This window comes from Aeromonas sp. PI_26, assembly GCF_027854445.1.
Taxonomy (GTDB): domain Bacteria; phylum Pseudomonadota; class Gammaproteobacteria; order Enterobacterales; family Aeromonadaceae; genus Aeromonas; species Aeromonas veronii.
This window is the reverse complement of sequence record NZ_JAJNOE010000015.1, coordinates 110,770-130,331: the sequence shown is the minus strand read 5'-3', so window position 1 is coordinate 130,331 and position 19,562 is coordinate 110,770. Positions and strand designations below refer to the sequence as shown.

Genomic DNA, 19,562 nt, shown 5'->3' with positions numbered 1-19,562 from the left:
TTGCCAACTGACCCCGATGGTTGCACACCAGAACGAACACAAAGCCCAGTCTGACGACTGGGTTTTGATGTTTTAGCCTGCTGGTGAGCTGCCGACATCCCACCACGGTGACAATACCTTCCCCTGTTGGCGATCTTGCTACTGTTTCCACCTCTGTATCGCAGCACATCCCATCTTGGCCATATTGTTCCGCTGCGAGCTGATAGAGCTTGAGGATTAAATCAGGCCATCTTGCAACGGTACGTCATCGCTTCCGCTTGTTTGTTTAATTCCCTTGTTTGTTTATGGATTTATTCTATTAAAACAGTCACTTATCAATAGCGATCTGTTTTACAGCAGGAATGCCACGCGAGATAAATGATAATGATTATTGTTTGAATGATCGGGTCGGGGTCGTTACAATGCGGGCTGATTAATAAAGTGCTTTTCAAATGAGCCTTTTCTAATACTGCGTCTGGCCGGATGCCAGGGCGTTGTAATGAGTGAAGTAAGGGAATACGTCACCTTCCTACTAATAATGTTCAGGCTAAAACATGACCACTTTGAAACCGAACAAGCTTGCCTTGCTGATCTGCTCCCTTCTTACGACCCAGGCCTATGCTGCCAAACAAGAGGTGATGGTCGTCACCGCTTCCGGCTTCCAGCAGAAGATTGAAGACTCAGCTGCCTCCATCTCCGTGATTACCCGTGAGCAACTGCAAAAGCGGGCATATCGCGATGTGACCGATGCCCTGAAGGATGTGCCCGGTGTTGTGGTGACCGGCGGTGGCAGTAGCAGTGATATCAGCATTCGCGGTATGGGGTCGAAATACACCCTGATGCTGGTTGATGGCAAGAAGGTGGATAGCCGTGGCACTCGCCCGAACAGCGATGGTCCGGGTATCGAGCAGGGCTGGCTGCCGCCACTGCAGGCGATTGAGCGCATTGAGGTCGTCCGTGGCCCTATGTCATCCCGTTATGGTTCCGATGCCATGGGGGGCGTGATTAACGTGATTACCCGCAAGACCACCGGCCTGGCCTGGCAGGGCTCGGTTCATGCTGATTCTACCTTCCAGGAGAACAAGGATGCTGGCAACAGTTTCCAGACCGATGCCTATACCGCAGGTTCACTGATCGATGGCGTGTTGGGGTTGCGTTTCAACGGTCAGCTCGCCCATCGTGGTGAAGACAAATTTACCCAGGGTTTTGCCGAGCAAGAGACTCGCAGTGGCACGGCGGTGCTTAGCTTCAAGCCTGATGACCATAACCGCTTCGATCTGGAAGCCAGTCGTAGTCTGCAGGATCGGGATCGCACGGCCGGCAATTCGCTGGCTGCCAAGGCGAAAGATAGCCTTAATCGATACGAGCGCACCAACTATGCGCTGACTCATGATGGCCAGTATGATTTCGGCTCTTCCAGCAGCTATCTGCAGCAGGAGACTAACACCAATCCCGGCCGCAAGATGGAGCTCACCAACACCATCGCCGATACCCATACCCAGTTTATTCTGGGTGATCACTACTTGAGCGTCGGTGGTCAGTATCGCTATGAGGATCTGCACGATCAGGGCAATACCCTGAAAGTGGCTAACCCTGCCGAGCAGCTGACCCGCTGGAGCTGGGCGATGTTTGTCGAGGATGAGTGGTCACTCACTGACAGCTTTGCCCTGACCGGTGGCGCCCGCATGGATCGGGACCAGAACTACGGTTCTCACTGGAGCCCTCGCCTCTACGGCGTTTGGCATCTGGATGATAGCTGGACCCTTAAAGGAGGCGTATCGACCGGTTACCGCTCTCCTGACTTGCGAATGTCGGCGGCCAACTGGGGTCAGGTCACCGGTGGTGGCAGCCTGGATGGCATGCTGGTCGGTAACCCGGACCTCAAACCCGAGACCAGCGTGAGTGAAGAGATCGGCCTGCTGTGGAACGGTCATCAGGGCTTCAACGCCGGTGTTACCCTGTTCAACACCGACTTCAAGAACAAGATATCCGAAGTGCGTCGCTGCACCAGCAAGAGCGATCCCGCCTGTACTCTCAATGGTCACAGCTATGACTTCATCAGTGATCGGGTCAACGTCGATAAGGCGAACATGCGCGGTGTCGAGGGGATGATGGATTGGGCCATCAATGAGGATTGGTCGGTCAGCTCCAGCTACACCTTTACCCAGTCCGAGCAGAAGAGTGGTCCACTGTCGGGTCATGCCCTCAACCAGATGCCCCGTCACATGTTCAACGGCAGTGTTGACTGGCAAACAACCGAGGATCTCAGCCTCTGGTCACGGGTCAACTTCCGTGGCGAGACCTCCGAGTACCTGAGTCGTGTGAAGATGGCGGAGGGGACTCCTTCCTACACCTTCTTTGACATGGGCCTGGTCTACAAGGCCAACAAGCATCTCGATCTGACTGCAGGGGTCTACAACCTGTTCGACAAGACGGTGGATTACAGCAGCTATGGCACTGTGTTGGATGGTCGCCGCTACAACCTGGGCGTGACCTACAACTTCTGATAGGGAACCTGTCATGCGGCCGCCATCTTCCGATGGTGGCCGTTTTTATTGCGCGTCCGTTAGGGGGCTATGCCTGATAGGAGGCGGCTTGCCAGGTATTGCGCCCCCGTCCCTTGGCCTGATACATGAGGGCATCAGCCTGCCGTAGTAGTTGGTCGGCATCAGCCTCTCTCTCTGCGGCTACCCAGACTGCCCCGGTGCTGATGGAGAGGGTCACCTCGCCGCTGCTGGTGTGCAGGGTTTGCCGGTTGCTCTCCAGGCAGATCCGCTCGGCCCATTGCTCTGTCTCTGCCAGCGTGGCCAGCGGCAGCAGCAGGCAAAACTCCTCGCCGCCGATGCGGGCCAGCAGAGCCTCTTCGGGCAACAGGTTGGTCACAGTCGTGGCCAGCTTTTCCAGCAACAGATCCCCGATGCCATGACCAAAGCGGTCATTGGTCTCCTTGAAGTGATCCACATCGAACAGCAACAGGGCACAGGGCTCCCCGCTTGCCAGCCGCTGCTCCATGGCAGGCATGAATGCCCGTCGGTTGAGCAGGCCGGTCAGCGGGTCGGTACTGGCCTGCTTCTCCAGTCTGGCGTTGGCGCGGCTTAACTCGGTGGTACGGCTGGCAACGGCGCGGCGCAATTGCACTATGTAGGCCACCATGATCAATGCACCGGCCAGCAGTAGCCAGGGACCGAGATGGATGGGGTAGACGGTTTCGACATGCATCCATTTGCGGATGATCCGCTCCCGATCGCTCTCTTTGAGCTTGGCGAACCCCTCTTCCAGCCGGTTTAACAGGGCAAGGTCGCCCTTTTTCACTGCAAAGCGGATCTGGTCGGTATAGAGGTGGCGAACCGGAATAAAGCGGGTGGGATCGTCCGAGGTATAGATGTAGAAGTTGGCGACCTGCAGATCGGCGATAAAGGCCTTTATGTCGCCCCGAAAGGCCGCAGCCAGCAGGGTGTCATTGTCATTGAAGGTTTGCAGTCTGGTGCCGGGGAAGTAGCGTCTGGCGTAATACTCCTCGTAGCCACCGGCTACCACACCGACCGTTTCATGGAGCAGGTAGTAGTGGACATCGGTGCCGCGCAGTTCGCTCGAGAAGAAGAGCTGGGAGTCGAGCTGGGCGAGAGGCCGGCCATAGTCGAACAGTTTGTCCCGCTCCGGTGACCAGAGCAGTCCGGAGTGAACGTCCGCTTTCCCCTCATGGAGCAGGTCGAGGGAGCCTTGCCAGTCGACCAGCCTGAACTCGATCTTCTGGCCGGTCACCCGGGCATATTCACGCCACAAATCGATCAGCAGGCCATCCGGCTGGCCCGACTCATTGATATAGGAGAAGGGCTGCCAGGCTTTGGAGTTGGTAATGATGATCGGCTCTTCCGGGGCTTTGGCCCAGACAGGCAGAGCAAGGGCGAGTAGCAGGAGCCCCCACCCGATACTGACTATGACTCCTGTCCAGGAAGAGGCCATCCTTGCTCCAATCCGTTGCCGTATACCGTCCCTTGGTCATCGATTATCACCGTCTTTCTGCTCGAAGAACAAGCGCTCAAATGATGAAGTTTGCATGATGCAAATGGCGCCATGACAAGGCTGGCGGATAGAGTAACTACTTACAGCGGCAGGCTGATTCGCGCCTCCAGTCCCCCCTGTGGTCGATTGAGCAGGGTCAGCTCGCCGCCGTGCTGATGGACCAGAGTGCGGGCGATGGAGAGGCCCAACCCGACACTGCCGGACTCGGTGTTGCGCGCTTCATCGAGCCGCACGAACGGTTTGAACACATCCTCGAGCCGCGCCGGATCGATCCCCGGCCCGTTATCGCAGACCCGGATCAACAGCTCCTCCTTCCGCCGCTCCAGCGACACTTCGGCGCTGCCGGCATATTTGATGGCGTTGCCGATCAGGTTCTGCAGCACCCGGCGCAGGGTGTTGGCCCGACAGGCGTAGACCTCTTTGCCCTCCGCCAGACAGGTGACCGGCTGGCCGGTATCGGCGTAGTCATCACACAGGCTGACCAGCAGGCTGACCAGATCCAGCTCGCGGGTGGCCTCCTGCTGCCCCTCCTCGCGAGCAAAGCTGAGGGTGGCCGCCAGCATCTGCTCCATCTGTTGCAGGGTCTGCTGGATCCGCTCCTTGTCCTCGCTATCGGCCAGAAACTCGGTGCGCAGCCGCAGGCTGGTGATGGGAGTGCGCAGATCGTGGGAGATAGCCGCCAGCATCCGGGTTCTGTCCTGCACGAAGCGGTCTAGCCGGGTATGCATCCGGTTGAAGGCCTGAATCGATTCGCGGATCTCGGTCGGTCCCTCCTCTTTCAAGGGCTCGATATCCTCGCCCCGCCCAAGCCGCTCCGCATTGCCTGCCAGCTGCTTGAGCGGGCGGGTGGCACGGCGAAACAGCAGCACCATCAGCCCGATCACCAGACTGGCAACAAGCATCAGGTTGAGGGTAGTCTGCCACGACCAGCTACCCGCCTCCTTGTCGACCAGCGAGCTGAACTGCAGCCAGCCCCCCTGCGGCAGTTCGATGGAGCCATAGAGCCGCATATCCCGTGGTGGGGGCGGCCCCTTGCGATCCCGCATCATGCGGGCGTGATGTTCCCACGCCTTGCTGCGCTGAGTATCCTCTTTTAGTTCGGCGCTGATCTCGACCGTGAGGCCTGGGGGGTAGTTGAGGCGCGAGCGCACCAGCTGCTCGAAGCGGGGACTGCGGTTATCCGGTTGCAGCGGCTCGTCGGAGAGGCGCAGCAGCAGGGTCTCGCTGCGGCTCGCCTTGAGGATCTCGTCATAGAGGGACGGGGGGGAGAGGGAGAGCAGCCTGACCACAGAGATGATCCGCTGCATGGCGTTGCGGCTGTTGACGAAGCCGAGCGCCTCCTCCCGATCCGTGCGGTAGATCTGGATACTGAGCAGCTGGATCAGGATCAACCCTGCCAGCGCCACCAGAATGATCTGGCCGGTTAGCCCCTTGGGCCACATCCGTGCCCACAGTCGTCGCAAGGTGCCCACTGCTTAAACCTGCGTCACGTCGGCGGAGAACATATAACCACCACCCCAGATGGTCTTGATCAGCTCCGGATTCTTGGGATCCCGCTCCAGCTTGCGGCGCAGGCGGCTCACAAGGGTATCGATGGCGCGATCGAAGGCTACCGCCTCGCGGCCACGGGCCAGATCCAGCAGTTGATCTCTGCTCAGCACCCGCTGCGGGCGTTCCAGAAACACCTTGAGCAGATCGAACTCGGCAGTGGAGAGGCTGAGGCCCACTCCATCCTCATCGACCAGCTCCCGGCGATTGACGTCGAGCAGCCAGCGATCGAAGCGCAGATCCCGGGTCAGGGTTTCGGCGGCGGGTTGGGTTTCTGCCTGGGTGCGGCGCATCACCGCCTTGATGCGCGCCAGCAGCTCGCGCGGATTGAAAGGCTTGGCCAGATAGTCGTCGGCCCCCATCTCCAATCCGATGATGCGGTCGGTCTCTTCCCCCATGGCAGTGAGCATGATGATGGGCAGGTTCGATTTGACCCGCAGCTCGCGGCAGAGGGTCAGACCATCTTCACCCGGCATCATCAGATCCAGCACCAGCAGGTCGAACTCCCGCTCCTCCAGCAGTCGCTTCATCTCCTTGCCATCCCGGGCGCAGCTGACCCGCAGGCCGTGCTGTTCCAGAAAGCGTTTCAAGAGATCGCGGATCTCGCTGTGATCGTCGACTACCAGAATGTGGGTGTTGCCCTGGTTCATGAATACCTCCCCTGCTTGGCGTTGGCACGAGTATACGAAAATCCGCCCGGCGGTTTGTGTCAAAGTGTGCCAGATCCGCACGATGCCACACTCTGCTACAAAAAAGGGCGATGCTGGCAAAGTTCAGACACCGATAGGGTGTTTACTTGAGGGCAAGGCAAGAGCGCCGAACCAGAATCATCCCTACAGGAGATAGACCATGAAAAAGCTGACCAAAACCCTGCTGACCGCTACCCTGATCCTTGGCCTGCCGCTGGGCGCCTATGCAGCCAGTGAAGCGGCCCCCACTGGCCAGCCCGGTGCCATGGTGGATTGCCCGATGGACGGCGGCATGATGGGTGGCAAACACCACGGTGGTCGCCACGACAAGATGGCCCGCATGCAGAACATGACCCCGGAGCAGATCCAGGCCAACCTGCAGCAACGTTATGACCGCATTGAAGATCCGGCCAAGAAGGCGGAGTTCATCAAGAAGCTCAACGAGCGTGCCGCCGGTATGACCAAGCACGCCGAAGCGATGAAGCAGTTCGCCGAAGCGAACCAGTAACAGCGCCAGCTGTTATCAACCGAAGGGTGGCCGAGGCCACCCCTTTTGCGCTTACTGCGTTGAGCAGCAGATTGGTTGAACGCTGGTGATTGTCAATAAAAGAGGGGAGCCTGATGCTCCCCCCTCTTGCTATCTGTGTCGGTGCGAGTGTGCACGGATGAGCGAACTTAGCCCTGAGCCTTGTCGGTCAGGTCTACTTTCTTGACGGTTTCGCCTTCGAACTTGATGACCACGTTTTTCTTGGCGGCGTCGGTATCTTTCAGCAGGGTTTTGGTGGTTTCTGCCAGCAGCGGAGAGGCCTTGTTCAGGGCATCCAGATCATAGGTCCACACTTCCAGACCGGATTCAGTCTTGGTGGTGGCAGGAGAGCCCAGCTTATCTTTGACTGCCTGCTTGTTGGAGCCGCCTTCCTTGATATCCAGTGCCTTTTTGATGGCTTCGTTGGATGCGCTGTCCATGGCACCGGATACGGCAGTGCTGGCCGCATCCTTGACGCTGCTGGTGACGCTGTCGGTCAGCGAGTCCATCAGGCCGGCATTGGCAAACAGGGGCAGGGTGGTGAGGGCAACCAGCAAACTCTTTTTCATTTTCTACAGCTTCCATGGGTTCAATGAGGCGGCTATGAAATCAGCAAAGATATTGGGCGTCAAGTGAGGCATGCAATTAACATTTCTGTTAACTGGATCTCATTTCTCACCAGTTGCAAATAGTTTTGGTATCTCCCGCACCAGCCAGCTTTTGGCCTTGCCCATGGTGTCTCGCCGCCAGGCGAGCACCACCTGCAATTGATGACGATATTCGGGGCTGATCACCTTGAGCCGCCCGGCGCGGATGTCCTCCTCAATCCAGCTCTGTGGCATGGTGCCGACCCCAATCCCTGCCAGCAGGGCATCCCGTTTCTCCGCCATGGTGCTGACTGTGAGGCGCGGCTGCTTGTCCAGCAGGCGATAGGTGAGCACCGGCTTGCGCAGGGCGGTATCGGCGACGGCGATGGCGCGGTAGCGGCGCAGGGTCTCGTCGGCCAAGGGTTCGGGCTCCTGATGCAGAGGATGATCGGGATGGGCGACGTAGAGCATCACCTCGTCCTTGATCACCTGATGCTTGATGCCGGTCATCATGATGTCCGGGTTGATGGAGGAGATAAGCAGGTCGGCGCGGCCATCTTCCAGACACTCCCAGCTACCCGCCAGCACCTCGGCCCGCAGCCGCAGTCGGGTATCGGTCTGCTCGGCCAGCTTCTCCACCAAGGGGTAGAGGGCCTGCACCGGGACCAGCGCATCGACGGCGACTGTGATGTCGGTCTCCCAGCCACGGGCCAATGCCCGGGTCTCGCCTACCAGATGCTCGGCTGCCTCCAGCAGCACCCGGCCGCGCTCCAGCAGCATGCGTCCCGCCGGGGTGAACTTGGTGCGGTGGCCGCTGCGGTCAAACAGCATGGCATCCAGTTCGTCTTCCAGCTTCTGCACCGTATAACTCAATGCCGAGGGCACCTTGCCCAGCTCGTCGGCCGCCGCCGCAAAGCTGCCGCGGCGGTCGATGGCATCCAGCACCCGGATTGCCTCCAGGGTCAGCGCCCGCTCCTTGTTCGATTCCTTGGCCATTCCTCACCTTCAATTTTTTTGAATATGTTTGCCAGTTTATCTCGCTAACAAGTTAGGTCATGTCACTTTAATATTCAATCAACGCTTAGGCAGGAACGTCGAGCGGCCAAATATGCGGGTAGTTCCGCACTGTGACACACCAAATCGGTCTGTCTGACGTCGGTGAAAGAACAACACACTATTTGAATAACCTCTTGCATGGATGCATTGATTCTGGCCGAAAAGGCCTTGGCAATGACATATAAAACAAGAGAGTGAATGAACATGAAAAACGTAATCAAGATGCTGGCCGTTGCAGGCCTGATGACCACTGGTTTCGCCCACGCTGCCGTACCGGCTGACTTCAATGCCATGCCCGGCGTGCTGTTTGTGAACTGGAACGCTACTGCCGTAATGGATGGCAAAGCCAATCCGATGCTGGAAGTGCGTGACGAGTCTGGCGATCTGCTGGCATCAGTCCACGCCAATCTGACAGGCACCCAGCAGGTGCGGATCCCGAGCCGTACCCAGGGCAACCTGACTGTCAGCCTGGCTGACCAGAGCAGTGAATACCGTATTCCGTTCGGTATCGGTAGCGGCAAACAGCGTTAATCAACCGTCCCGGTAGGTGAGGATCAGACCATGATGCAATTGAGAGCCGCAGAAGCGCGGGGCAAGGCCAACTTTGGCTGGCTGGACGCGCGCCACAGTTTCTCCTTCGGTCACTACTATGACCCGGAGTGGATGGGACACTCGGTACTGCGGGTGATCAATCAGGATCTGGTTGCGCCGGGTGGCGGATTCGCCACCCACCCTCACGCCAATATGGAGATCCTCACCTGCGTGCTGCAAGGCACCATAGAGCACAAGGACAGCCTCGGCCATGCCGAGCAGATCCCGGCAGGGGATTTCCAGCTGATGAGCGCAGGCAGCGGGATCCGCCACAGCGAGTACAACCCCTCGCAGACGGATCCTCTCTCCCTGTTGCAGATCTGGATCGAGCCGAACGAGTTCGGCACGCCACCCGGGTATCAGCAGAAGAAGATCGAGTCTAGACCGGGCATGACGCTGGTGGCGTCACCGGATGGCGAGGATGGATCGCTGCGGATCCGCCAACAGGCCCGCGTATGGCGGCTGGAACTGGCCCCGGGCGAGACGCTCGAATGGGCACTGGCTGGCCGACACGGTTACCTGCAGATGATTTCAGGGGAGTTGACCGCCAACGGTCTGGCTGCCCGACCCGGCGACGGGGTACTCAGTCGTGATGAATACCGGTGGGAGCTGGTTGCGACCAGTGCCAGCCAAGCTCTGTTATTTGACCTACCCTGAAGCAGTCAGCGGTGATGTGACACAAACGAGGAATATGAAATGGACAAGATGAAAGATGTAGCGCTGCTGGCGGGTCGTGTACTGCTGGCGCTGATGTTCGTAATGGCGGGCTGGAGCAAGATCGGCGGCTACGCCGGTACTCAGGGTTATATGGAGGCGATGGGGGTGCCGGGCTTTATGTTGCCGCTGGTGATCCTGCTTGAGCTGGGTGGTGGCCTTGCCGTCGTGCTGGGTCTCTTTACCCGCAGCCTCTCCGTGCTGCTGGCCGGTTTTACCCTGATGGCTGCCTTTATTTTCCACTACCAGCCTGCCGAACAGATGCAGATGCTGATGTTTATGAAGAACGTCTCAGTGGCCGGTGGTTTCCTGGCGCTGGCGGCGGCCGGAGCAGGGGCTTTCAGTCTGGATGCCCGTCTCGGCAAAAACTGGTAATGCCCTGAAGAGTCAAGTTTTCCAATGCCTTTTGGCCGGTGCAACTGCACCGGCTTTTTTCTGTCTGCGTTTTCCGAGGCGGTGAGGCAACTGCACAAATCTGCGGCCCCCCTCATGGTTCAACGGTTTGCCCGCCTGCTGGCCACAAGTGCCTTTTGCATCTTATCCCCCGATCCCCGACAATTCCCTCTCTTGTGAAGTGACGGAAATGGCTCGCCTTTTCCCTCGCCCCCTCTCATCCACAGGCGGGAATTGCTCATGTTTACCCTCTACCACTCCAATCAGCTGGATCTGCTCAAAGAGCTGCTGGTGAGCCGCATCCGGCAGGCCCCTCTCTCTCACCCCTTCGATCGGGAGCAGATCCTGGTGCAGAGCCCGGGCATGGCCCAGTGGCTCAAGCTGGAGCTGGCCAAAGCGTTCGGCATCGCTGCCAATATCGACTTTCCGCTGCCCGCCAGTTTTATCTGGGAGATGTTCACCCGGGTGCTGGCAGATGTGCCGCGCCAGAGCCCCTACAACAAGGGATCCATGAGCTGGCAGCTGATGACCATTTTGCCTGCCTTGCTGGGTCGTCCTGCTTTTGCCCCGCTCGCCGCCTATCTGAGCGGGGGAGATGAGGAGGATCCTGCCAAGGATCCCGAGCAGGTGCGGTTGTGGCAGCTCTGCCAGAAGGTGGCGGATCTCTTTGACCAGTATCTGGTCTACCGGCCGGACTGGATCGCCCGTTGGGAAGAGGGGGAAGGATTGAGTCAGGAGCTGGCCGGGGTGAGCGGTCAGGACTGGCAGCCGGAGCTGTGGCGCGAGCTGGTGGCTCGCACCCTGGCGCTCTCTCCGAGCGGTTACCACCGTGCCAACCTCTACGAGGAGTTTATCCACGAGCTGGCACGCACCGCCGATCTGCCGGGCAAGCTGCCGCAGCGGGTCTTTGTGTTCGGCATCTCGGCGCTGCCGCCGCGCTATGTGGAGGCACTGCTGGCCCTCGGCAGTCGGTCGGAGGTGGAGGTGCATCTGTTCGTCACCAACCCCTGCCGCTACTACTGGGGGGATCTGCTGGATCGCAAGACCCTGGCACGGCTCGAAAACAAGCTCAAACCCGGCACCGATATCGAGACATTGCAGGGCCCCGCCAACCCGCTGCTCGCCTCCATGGGCAAGTTGGGGCGCGACTACCTGCATCAGCTGATGGAGCTGGAGGTGCCGCAAATCGAGGCCTTCGTCGATATCGACGAGGTGGATGGCAAGGGCAATGTCAGCCTGCTGCGCGCCATCCAGAAGGATGTGCTGGAGCTGGCCGAGCGAGGCGCCGGTCAGTTTGATCTCGACAGCAGCTATCACAAGAGTCCCATAAGCCCGGCGGATGGATCCTTGCAGATCCACGCCTGCCACGGCCCGATGCGCGAACTCGAGGTGCTGCACGACCGGCTGCTGGCGCTGTTCGAGCAGGATCCCACCCTCACCCCGAAAGATGTGGTGGTGATGATGCCGGATGTGAACAGCTACGGCCCTTATATTCAGGCGGTGTTTGGTGCTCGGGGCCAGATCCCGTTTGCGGTCTCGGATCGTGCGGCGAGTCAGGAGAGTCAGCTGCTGCAAAGCTTCCTCGCCCTGCTCAGGCTGCCCAACGCCCGCTTCGGGGCGGGGGAGCTGCTCGCCATTCTCGAGGTGCCCGCCGTGCTGCGCCGTTTCGAGCTGGATGACGACGAGTTCAACCAGCTGCGGGTCTGGGTGCAGGAGACCGGCATCCGCTGGGGGCTGGATGACGGTTACCCAGTCCGCTTCGATCTGCCGCCCATGTCCGGCAACAGCTGGCTGTTCGGCCTGCGCCGCATGCTGCTCGGCTTTGCCATGGGGGATGGCGAGCCGGTGGCGGGCATTCTGCCCTATGCCGGTATCGAGGGGCAGCAGGGGCTGGCGCTCGGCAAGCTCGCCTGGTTCGTCGATTCGCTGGCCGAATTCCTGCCCCGCCTGCAACAGGCACAGCCGCTGGCCGATTGGAACGCCTGCCTGCTGGCGCTGCTGGAGCGCTTCTATCTGGCTGACGAGGATGAAGAGCGTCAGCTTCAGCTTATTCGCAGCCAGCTGGCCGAGTGGCAGACCCGGCTCGGCGAGGCTCGCTTCGAGCAGCCCATTACCGCCGACCTGCTGCAGGATTACCTCGGCAGCGTGCTGGGGGAGTCCCGCTCCAGCCAGCGCTTCCTCGCCGGTCAGGTCAACTTCTGCACCCTGATGCCGATGCGCTCCATCCCCTTCAAGCAGGTCTGCCTGCTTGGCATGAACGACGGCGTCTACCCGCGCACCCTGGCTCCCATGGGGTTCGACCTGATGGCGGTGGCGTCGCGGCGTGGGGATCGCTCCCGTCGCGATGATGACCGCTACCTCTTCCTTGAGGCGCTGCTCAGCGCCCAGCAGGGGCTCTATATCAGCTATCAGGGTTTCAGCGCCCAGGACAACAGCGACAAGGTGCCCTCGGTGCTGCTGGCGGAGCTGATCGACTATGTGCGGCAGGGCTTTGTGCTGGCGGGGGATGAGGATCTCGATGACGAAACCTCCGGCAAGCGGCTGCTCAACCACCTGATGGTGGCGCACCCGCTCACCCCCTACAGCCGTAACTACTTTTACCCGGAGCCGGGCTCACGCCTCTTTACCTATGCCGCCGACTGGCTGCCCGCTCTCAATCCGGTGCGCGGCGCGGCCAACTTCCAGAGCGGCGAGCTGCCTTTACCTCCCGAATGGGGCAAGGAGCAGGGGCTGGAGCTGGCGGAGCTGCTGCGCTTCTATCGCCAGCCCACCAAATATTTCCTCAACCGCCGTCTCAAGGTGTGGTTTGAGCTGAACGAAGCCAACATCGAGGACAGCGAGCCGTTCGAGCTGGATGGTCTGCAACATTATCAGCTGAAAGATCTGCTGCTCGATGCCCATCTGGCGGAAGGTGAAAGTACCGAGCGTCGCGAGCGGTTGCAGCTCACCGGCCTGTTGCCGCAAGGGTGGTTCGGCAGCCTGCTGCTGGACGATCTGGATGCCGAGATGGGCAAGCTGGCTGATCGGCTGCGGCCATGGGTTGCTGCCAATGAGTCAGAAAAGCAGGCGGTGGAGATCGATATCTCCCTCACTCAGGGCCAGCTGCAAGGGTGGATCGACACTCAGAAGGGGCGCTTGCTGGTGGTCAAGCCCGGCAGCTTCAACGGCAAGGATCTGCTGCTGGGCTGGATCCAGCACCTCTGCCTCTCATTGAGCGGCGCCCCCGGCGACACCCTGTTGTTCGATGCCAAACAGAGTCTGCGTCTGCCTGCTCTTGCTGCCGACGAGGCGCGGCCCAAGCTGGCGGCGCTGGTGGCGTGCTGGGCGCAGGGGATGAAGCGGCCGCTGCCCTTCTTCCCCAACACCGCCTGGGATTGGCTCAAGGCGATCGAGAAGGATCCCGACAAGCCGGAGGCGGCCGACAAGGCGGCTCTCACCCGTTTCAACGGCGGCTGGATGATCAATGGGGAGGGGCAAGACGTTTACGTCGCCCGCTGCTTCCCCGAACTCGATGACGAGGTGCTGGGGCAGTTGCAGGCGCTGGCCCGCGAACACCTGACCCCGCTGCTCAAGACCCTGGAGGAGCTGAAATAATGGCTAACCCGCTCAATACATTGCGTTTTCCCCTCCATGGTGAACGACTGATCGAAGCCTCCGCCGGTACCGGCAAGACCTACACCATCGCCGGTCTCTACCTGCGCCTGCTGCTGGGCCACGGCCCGCTCATTGAGGAGGGGGCTGATGCCGGTCAGCCGAGTGCCCATGAACGGCCGCTCTCGGTGACCGAAATTCTGGTGGTGACCTTTACCGAAGCGGCCACCGCCGAGCTGCGTGGGCGGATCCGTGGTCGCATTCACGAGGCGCGCCTCGCCTTTATGCGCGGCCATAGCAATGATGCCCTGCTGGCCCAACTGCTGGCAGAGGTGGAGGATCACGAGCTGGCGGCCCGTCGCCTGCTGGCCGCTGAGCGGCAGATGGACGAGGCGGCGGTCTTTACCATCCATGGCTTCTGCCAGCGGATGCTCAAGCAGAACGCCTTCGAATCCGGCGCCCTCTTTGAAACCGAATTTCTTACCGACGACAGCCAGCTCAGGTTGCAGGCGGTGAGCGACTACTGGCGTGCCGAGTTCTATCCGGTGGATAAAACCCTCGCCAGCGCGGTGCGTGCGCTCTGGCCGAGCCCCGCCGCCCTGCTGCGGGAGATGGGCAGCTGGCTCGACAACAGCGAGCTGGAGATCCACCCCGCGCTGGGGGATGAGACCCTTGCCACCCGCCATCAGGCGGCCATGAGCCGCATCGCGGCAGTGAAAAACGAATGGCTGGCGCAGACGGACGAGATCCGCCGCCAGACCGACGGCCAGATCAGCCGCTACACCGGCAAGAACTACGAAGGGTGGCTTGCCAAGATAGCCGACTGGGCACAGGACGAGAGCAGTGGCTACGCCATTCCCAAGGAGCTGGAGCGCTTCGGCCAGACAGTGCTGGAGGAGAACCTCAAGAAGGGGGGCGCGGTGCCGACCCTGCCACTGTTCGGCCAGATCGATGAACTGCTGGCGAGCCGCCCCGGTATCCGGGATCTGATCCTGCAACGGGCCGCCAAAGTAGTGCGCAGCCGGATGCAGGCCAGCAAGCGGCAAGCCCATCAGCTCTCGTTCGATGACCTGCTCAAAGATCTCGACGGAGCGCTTGGCTCAAGCCTTGGCGAGCGGCTCTGCGAGCGCATTCGCGCCACCTACCGGGTGGCGATGATCGATGAATTTCAGGATACCGATCCCCAGCAGTACCGCATCTTCCATCGTCTCTACGGCGGCCACACAGACACGGCGCTGCTGATGATCGGTGACCCCAAGCAGGCCATCTACGGCTTTCGCGGCGCCGACATCTTTACCTACATTCAGGCGCGGCGAAATGTGAGCGCCCACTACACCCTCGGGCGCAACTGGCGCTCCAGCAGTGCGCTGGTGGGGGCGGTCAACGGCCTGTTCGAGCGAGCCAAGGATCCCTTTATCTACGAGGCGGATATCCCCTTCCTGCCGGTGGAGGCGCAGGGCAAGAGCAAGGCGCTGCTGCTCGATGGCGTCACCGCCCCTGTGCTCCACTGCTGGCAGCTGAGCGGCCAGCCGACCTTCAACCGGGGGGATTACCAGAGCAAGATGGCCCGCGCCACCGCCGCCGAGATCCACCGCCTGCTGACCCTGGCCCGCGAGGGCAAGGCGATGATCGGTGACAAGGCGGTCAAGGCCGGGGATATCGCCGTGCTGGTGCGCACCGGCAGCGAGGGCAAGCTGGTGCAGCAGGAGCTGGCGCGTCTCGCCATCGCCTCCGTCTATCTGTCGAACCGCGAGAGCGTGCTGGAGCAGACGGAGGCGCGGGAGATCCTGCTGATTTTGCACGCCTGCCAGAACCCGAGCGAAGAGCGCAGCCTGCGGGCGGCGCTCGCCACCGGCCTGTTTGATCTCGACGCCAAGGCGCTCGATGGGCTGGCCAGCGACGAGCGGGCGTGGGAGAGCGCGGTGCAGGAGTTTATGGAGTACCGCAAGATCTGGCACCGCCGCGGCGTGCTGGCGATGCTGCGGGCCCTGCTGCACCGGCGCAATCTCGCCTCCTCCCTGCTGGCGAGTCCCTATGGCGAGCGGCGGCTGACCAACTTCCTCCATCTCGGCGAGCTGCTGCAACAGGTGAGCAGCGAGCTGGATGGCGAATACGCCCTGCTGCGCTGGCTGGGGGAGGCGGTGAGCCGCCCCAACGGGCAGGATGCGGAGCAGGTACTGCGGCTCGAATCCGAGCGGAAATTGGTGCAGATCGTCACCATCCACAAATCCAAGGGGCTGGAGTACCCGCTGGTATTCCTGCCCTTTATCTGCAGCCACAGAACCGCCGAGACCCCGCTCTATCACGAGGCGGACGAGGCGGGCAATCGCACCATTCTCGATCTGACCGGCGCCGAGGGTTCCTTGGCGGAAGCCGACAGGGAGCGCCTTGCCGAAGATTTGCGGCTGCTCTATGTGGCGCTGACCCGGGGCGTTTACGCCACCTGGCTGGGGTTGGCGCCGGTGCGGGCGGGGGCGGGCAAGTCGGAGAAGACCGACCTGCACCACACCGCCATCGGCTACCTGCTGCAAAAGGGCGAAGAGGGGGATGCGCAGACGCTTGCGACCGCCCTGACCGAGCTGGCACAGGCGCTGCCCGGGGTGGCTGTCGGTGAGCCCTCGCTCACTCGTCCGGCCCCGCTGCCGCCAGAGGAGGAGCAGCTGGGCGAGCCGCAGGTGCGCCACTTTAGCGGCACCCTTGAGCGGGACTGGTGGATCAGCTCCTACTCCGGGCTGGCTGCGCAGGGGCACGGTCACAGCAAGGGGGTCTTGGCCAATCCTGGCTTCGATGACGAGGTGGTGACCGAGGCGGCCACTCTGGCGGCAGAACAACCGGAGGAGGCGCCCCAGCCCTCCATCTTCACCTTCCCTAAGGGCGCGCGCCCCGGCACCCTGCTGCACAGCCTGTTCGAGACCATCGACTTTCAAAGTGCCGACGGCGAGCCGCTGGCAGAGCATATCGCCACCTTGCTGGCGCAGGATGGTTTTGATGAGAGCTGGGCACCGGTGTTGCAACAGCAGGTCGAAGCGGTGCTCGATACCCCGCTGGAAACAGGCTTTGGCGAGCCGGTGCGGCTGCGGGATCTGGCCCCCGAGCGCAAGCAGGTGGAGCTGGAGTTCTTCCTGCCCATGGGGCGGGTGACGGCACCGGCGCTGACCGCCCTCTGCCAGCAGCACGACCCGTTGTCGCGGGGCAACAAGCCGCTCAGCTTTGCCACCGTGCAGGGGATGCTCAAGGGCTTTATCGATCTGGTGTTCGAGTGGCAGGGGCGCTGGTATCTGCTCGACTACAAATCAAACCACCTCGGCATGAGCCCGGCCGATTACAACCGTCCGGCGCTGGAGCGGGCGATGGCCGAGCATCGCTACGACCTGCAATACCAGCTCTACTCGCTGGCGCTGCACCGGCTGCTCACCCTGCGCCTGCCGGGCTACGACTTCGAGCAGCACTTTGGCGGCGTTTTCTATCTGTTCCTGCGCGGTATGCCGCAGGGGGGCATTTTCCATACTCGCCCGAGCCGTGAACTGGTGCTGGGGCTGGATAAGTTGTTTCGCGAAGGCAGTGAGCTGCCAGCAGCGGGATCCCAAGCATTAAACGAGGTAGAGGCATGAGCGGCACCATGATCAGCACCGCAGCCAGCGCAATGATGGTTGAACGGCTCAAAACACTGGCGCTGGTTGGCCGCATCCGCCAGCTGGATCTGCAATTTGCCCGGCTGGTGGCCGACCTTGGCGGCAGCCCCGAGCTGGTGCTGGGGGCGGCGCTGACCTGCTTCGAGCTGGGGCGCGGCCATGTCTGTCTGCCGCTTGAAATGTTGACTGCCGGATCCCTGCGACCGTTCGGGCTGGATCCCCAGCAGAGCCGGGATCTGTTGTCTGATCTGGCGGATCCTGCCCGCTGGCCCGTCCTGTTTGCGGCAAGCCCGCTCGTGGGTACGGAACAGGATGACGGGCTCGCCCCGCGCTGGCCGCTGCGGCTGTGGCACGGACGGCTCTATCTCACCCGTTACCACGATTTTGAACTGGGGGTAGCCCGCCATCTGCGCGCGTTGAGTGAACGAGCCGAATGGCCGGAAATAGCCCCGGCCCTGTCGCGGCTGTTTGCCCGCGACTATGGGTTGGTGTTCGGGGCGCTGCTTAAAGCCCGCCTCGCACCCGACTTCTCGGCCCGCCACTTTATCGAGAAGTATCTCGATCTGGTGTTCCCCAATGAAGTGGATTGGCCCGCCATCGAGGCGCTGCTCGCCAGCGCCCAGGCGGCGAGCGACTTGAGCAAACTGGATGCGTTGGTGCCCGAGGCGCTCTGCTGCAACGGCCAGAAGCTGGCGGCGGCCACCGCGGCGGCGCGCCCCTTTGCAGTGATCTCGGGTGGCCCCGGCACCGGCAAGACCACCACGGTCGCCAAACTGCTCGCCATTCTGGTGGAGACCGGCCTGCAAGCAGGCAAGGCCCCGGCGATCCGGCTGGTGGCCCCCACCGGCAAGGCGGCGGCGCGCCTCACCGAGAGTATCGGTTCTGCCCTGCAGGCCCTCGATCTGCCCCCCGAGTGGGTGGAGGCGATCCCCACCGAAGCAGGCACCCTGCACCGGCTGCTCGGGGTCATTCCGGGGCGCAGCCAGTTCCGCCACCACGCGGGCAACCCGCTGCACCTCGACCTGCTGGTGGTGGATGAGGCCTCCATGGTTGACCTGCCGATGATGGCGCGCCTGCTCGATGCGCTGCCGAGCCACGCCCGCCTGATCCTGCTCGGCGACAAGGATCAGCTAGCCTCGGTGGAGGCGGGGGCCGTGCTCGGCGATATCTGCAGCTTTATCGAACAGGGCATCAGCCCGGCGCAGGCGGATTGGCTCTCCCGCCAGACCGGTTACCGCTTGCAGGGCACGCCCGCGGGGGCACCGGTGCGCGACAGCCTCTGTTTGCTGGCCAAGAGCTGGCGCTTTGATCAGCACTCCGGCATCGGCCAGCTGGCGCACGCTTGCAACAGCGGCGATGCCACGGCGGTGGAGGCGGTCTGGGGCATGGGCTTTGCCGATATCAGCCTGCACCCCTGGGCGGGGGAGGTCTACGATGCCCTGATTGCCCAGGGGGTAGCCGGTTACGGCAGCTATCTGAAGGCGGCCCGCGCGGGGGAGGCGCCCGCCGCCGTGTTCAAGGCATTCAACAGCTTCCAGATCCTCTGCGCCCTGCGCGATGGCCCGTTCGGCGTGCTGGGACTTAACGAGCGGCTCGAACTGGCCCTGTCACGGGCTGGCCTGATTGCCCGCGATGGCGACTGGTATGCCGGCCGCCCGGTGATGGTGGTGCGCAACGACCACGGGGTCGGCCTCTACAACGGCGATATGGGGCTCTGCCTGCCCGATGAAACTGGGCGGCTCAAGGTATGGTTCGAGCAGCCGGATGGCACATTGCGCGCCCTGTTGCCCAGTCGGCTGCCGCCCCACGAGACGGTCTACGCCATGACCATCCACAAGTCCCAAGGCTCGGAGTTTGCCCATACCGTGCTGGTGCTGCCTGACAGCCCCAGCCCGCTGCTGACCCGCGAGCTGGTCTATACCGGCATCACCCGCGCCAAAGTCAGGCTCGATCTCTACGGCGATCGCGCCCTGCTGGCACAAGCGGTACGGAAAAAGACCGAGCGTTATTCCGGATTGGCGGAGAGGTTGGGGGAGTAAGCGATTGGACGGCGGTAAAGGGAGTTGCTGTTGACCCGTTACGCTGTGCTAATTGCACCAACAGTGCTGTGGCAATGAGCGGTATGTTTTATGACCGTGACGCACGGTAATGGCGCTTGTCATTTTTTCTACTTAAGGTATTGATTTTTAACGGGTGTTGTCTCGGTGCGCTTTTTGTGGGTCGGTACGTGTAT

13 protein-coding genes are annotated in these 19,562 nt (G+C 61.6%); 8 read left to right on the top strand and 5 right to left on the bottom strand.

Annotation, left to right across the window (positions count from 1 at the left end; all coding sequences use genetic code 11):
- The first annotated feature begins 533 nt into the window (after positions 1-533).
- Entirely contained in the window at positions 534-2,486 is a 1,953-nt protein-coding gene (locus tag LRL22_RS15955) for a ligand-gated channel protein (protein WP_270905851.1), read from the top strand.
- 67 nt (positions 2,487-2,553) lie between these two features.
- Here the strand turns inward: LRL22_RS15955 and LRL22_RS15950 are convergent, their stop codons facing one another.
- The 3 genes from LRL22_RS15950 to LRL22_RS15940 all read right to left on the bottom strand — a co-directional run bounded on the left by LRL22_RS15950 (position 2,554) and on the right by LRL22_RS15940 (position 6,200).
- Positions 2,554-3,942: a transporter substrate-binding domain-containing diguanylate cyclase gene (locus LRL22_RS15950; RefSeq protein WP_270905850.1), complete on the bottom strand. Its 1,389-nt coding sequence runs from the start codon at positions 3,940-3,942 to the stop codon at positions 2,554-2,556.
- Between the two features lie 140 nt (positions 3,943-4,082).
- The gene (locus LRL22_RS15945) at positions 4,083-5,444 is read right to left on the bottom strand and encodes an ATP-binding protein (protein ID WP_005336542.1); all 1,362 of its coding nucleotides are present in this window, start codon (positions 5,442-5,444) and stop codon (positions 4,083-4,085) included.
- A gap of 33 nt (positions 5,445-5,477) precedes the next feature.
- Positions 5,478-6,200 carry a response regulator gene (locus LRL22_RS15940; RefSeq protein WP_005336534.1) on the bottom strand — a complete coding sequence of 241 codons (723 nt, stop codon included), beginning with the start codon at positions 6,198-6,200 and terminating at the stop codon, positions 5,478-5,480.
- A 199-nt stretch (positions 6,201-6,399) separates the two neighbouring features.
- Between LRL22_RS15940 and LRL22_RS15935 the strand changes: the two genes are divergently transcribed.
- Positions 6,400-6,747 carry a hypothetical protein gene (locus LRL22_RS15935; protein WP_100652356.1) on the top strand — a complete coding sequence of 116 codons (348 nt, stop codon included), beginning with the start codon at positions 6,400-6,402 and terminating at the stop codon, positions 6,745-6,747.
- Positions 6,748-6,914: 167 nt separating this feature from the next.
- Here the strand turns inward: LRL22_RS15935 and LRL22_RS15930 are convergent, their stop codons facing one another.
- Positions 6,915-7,334, bottom strand: a complete 420-nt coding sequence (locus LRL22_RS15930; protein ID WP_216952673.1) for a hypothetical protein — start codon at positions 7,332-7,334, stop codon at positions 6,915-6,917.
- Between the two features lie 99 nt (positions 7,335-7,433).
- Positions 7,434-8,348, bottom strand: coding sequence for a LysR family transcriptional regulator (locus tag LRL22_RS15925; RefSeq protein WP_270905849.1), 915 nt, complete (start codon positions 8,346-8,348; stop codon positions 7,434-7,436).
- A 258-nt stretch (positions 8,349-8,606) separates the two neighbouring features.
- On the opposite strand from LRL22_RS15925, the gene LRL22_RS15920 reads away from it, so the two are divergent.
- From LRL22_RS15920 to recD, 6 genes are all read left to right on the top strand, one after another.
- Positions 8,607-8,939, top strand: coding sequence for a hypothetical protein (locus LRL22_RS15920; RefSeq protein ID WP_270905848.1), 333 nt, complete (start codon positions 8,607-8,609; stop codon positions 8,937-8,939).
- A gap of 30 nt (positions 8,940-8,969) precedes the next feature.
- Entirely contained in the window at positions 8,970-9,656 is a 687-nt protein-coding gene (locus tag LRL22_RS15915; RefSeq protein WP_005355292.1) for a pirin family protein, read from the top strand.
- 39 nt (positions 9,657-9,695) lie between these two features.
- Positions 9,696-10,088 (top strand): DoxX family protein, encoded by a 393-nt coding sequence (locus LRL22_RS15910; RefSeq protein ID WP_005342720.1) that lies wholly within the window; start codon positions 9,696-9,698, stop codon positions 10,086-10,088.
- A gap of 258 nt (positions 10,089-10,346) precedes the next feature.
- Positions 10,347-13,700, top strand: a complete 3,354-nt coding sequence (gene recC / locus LRL22_RS15905; protein WP_270905847.1) for an exodeoxyribonuclease V subunit gamma — start codon at positions 10,347-10,349, stop codon at positions 13,698-13,700.
- Positions 13,700-17,308 (top strand): exodeoxyribonuclease V subunit beta, encoded by a 3,609-nt coding sequence (gene recB / locus LRL22_RS15900; protein ID WP_270905846.1) that lies wholly within the window; start codon positions 13,700-13,702, stop codon positions 17,306-17,308. The genes recC and recB overlap by 1 nt, the downstream gene beginning before the upstream one ends.
- A complete protein-coding gene (recD, locus tag LRL22_RS15895) occupies positions 17,305-19,368 on the top strand; it encodes an exodeoxyribonuclease V subunit alpha (protein ID WP_270905845.1) in 2,064 nt (687 codons plus the stop codon). The genes recB and recD overlap by 4 nt, the downstream gene beginning before the upstream one ends.
- Positions 19,369-19,562: the final 194 nt, after the last annotated feature.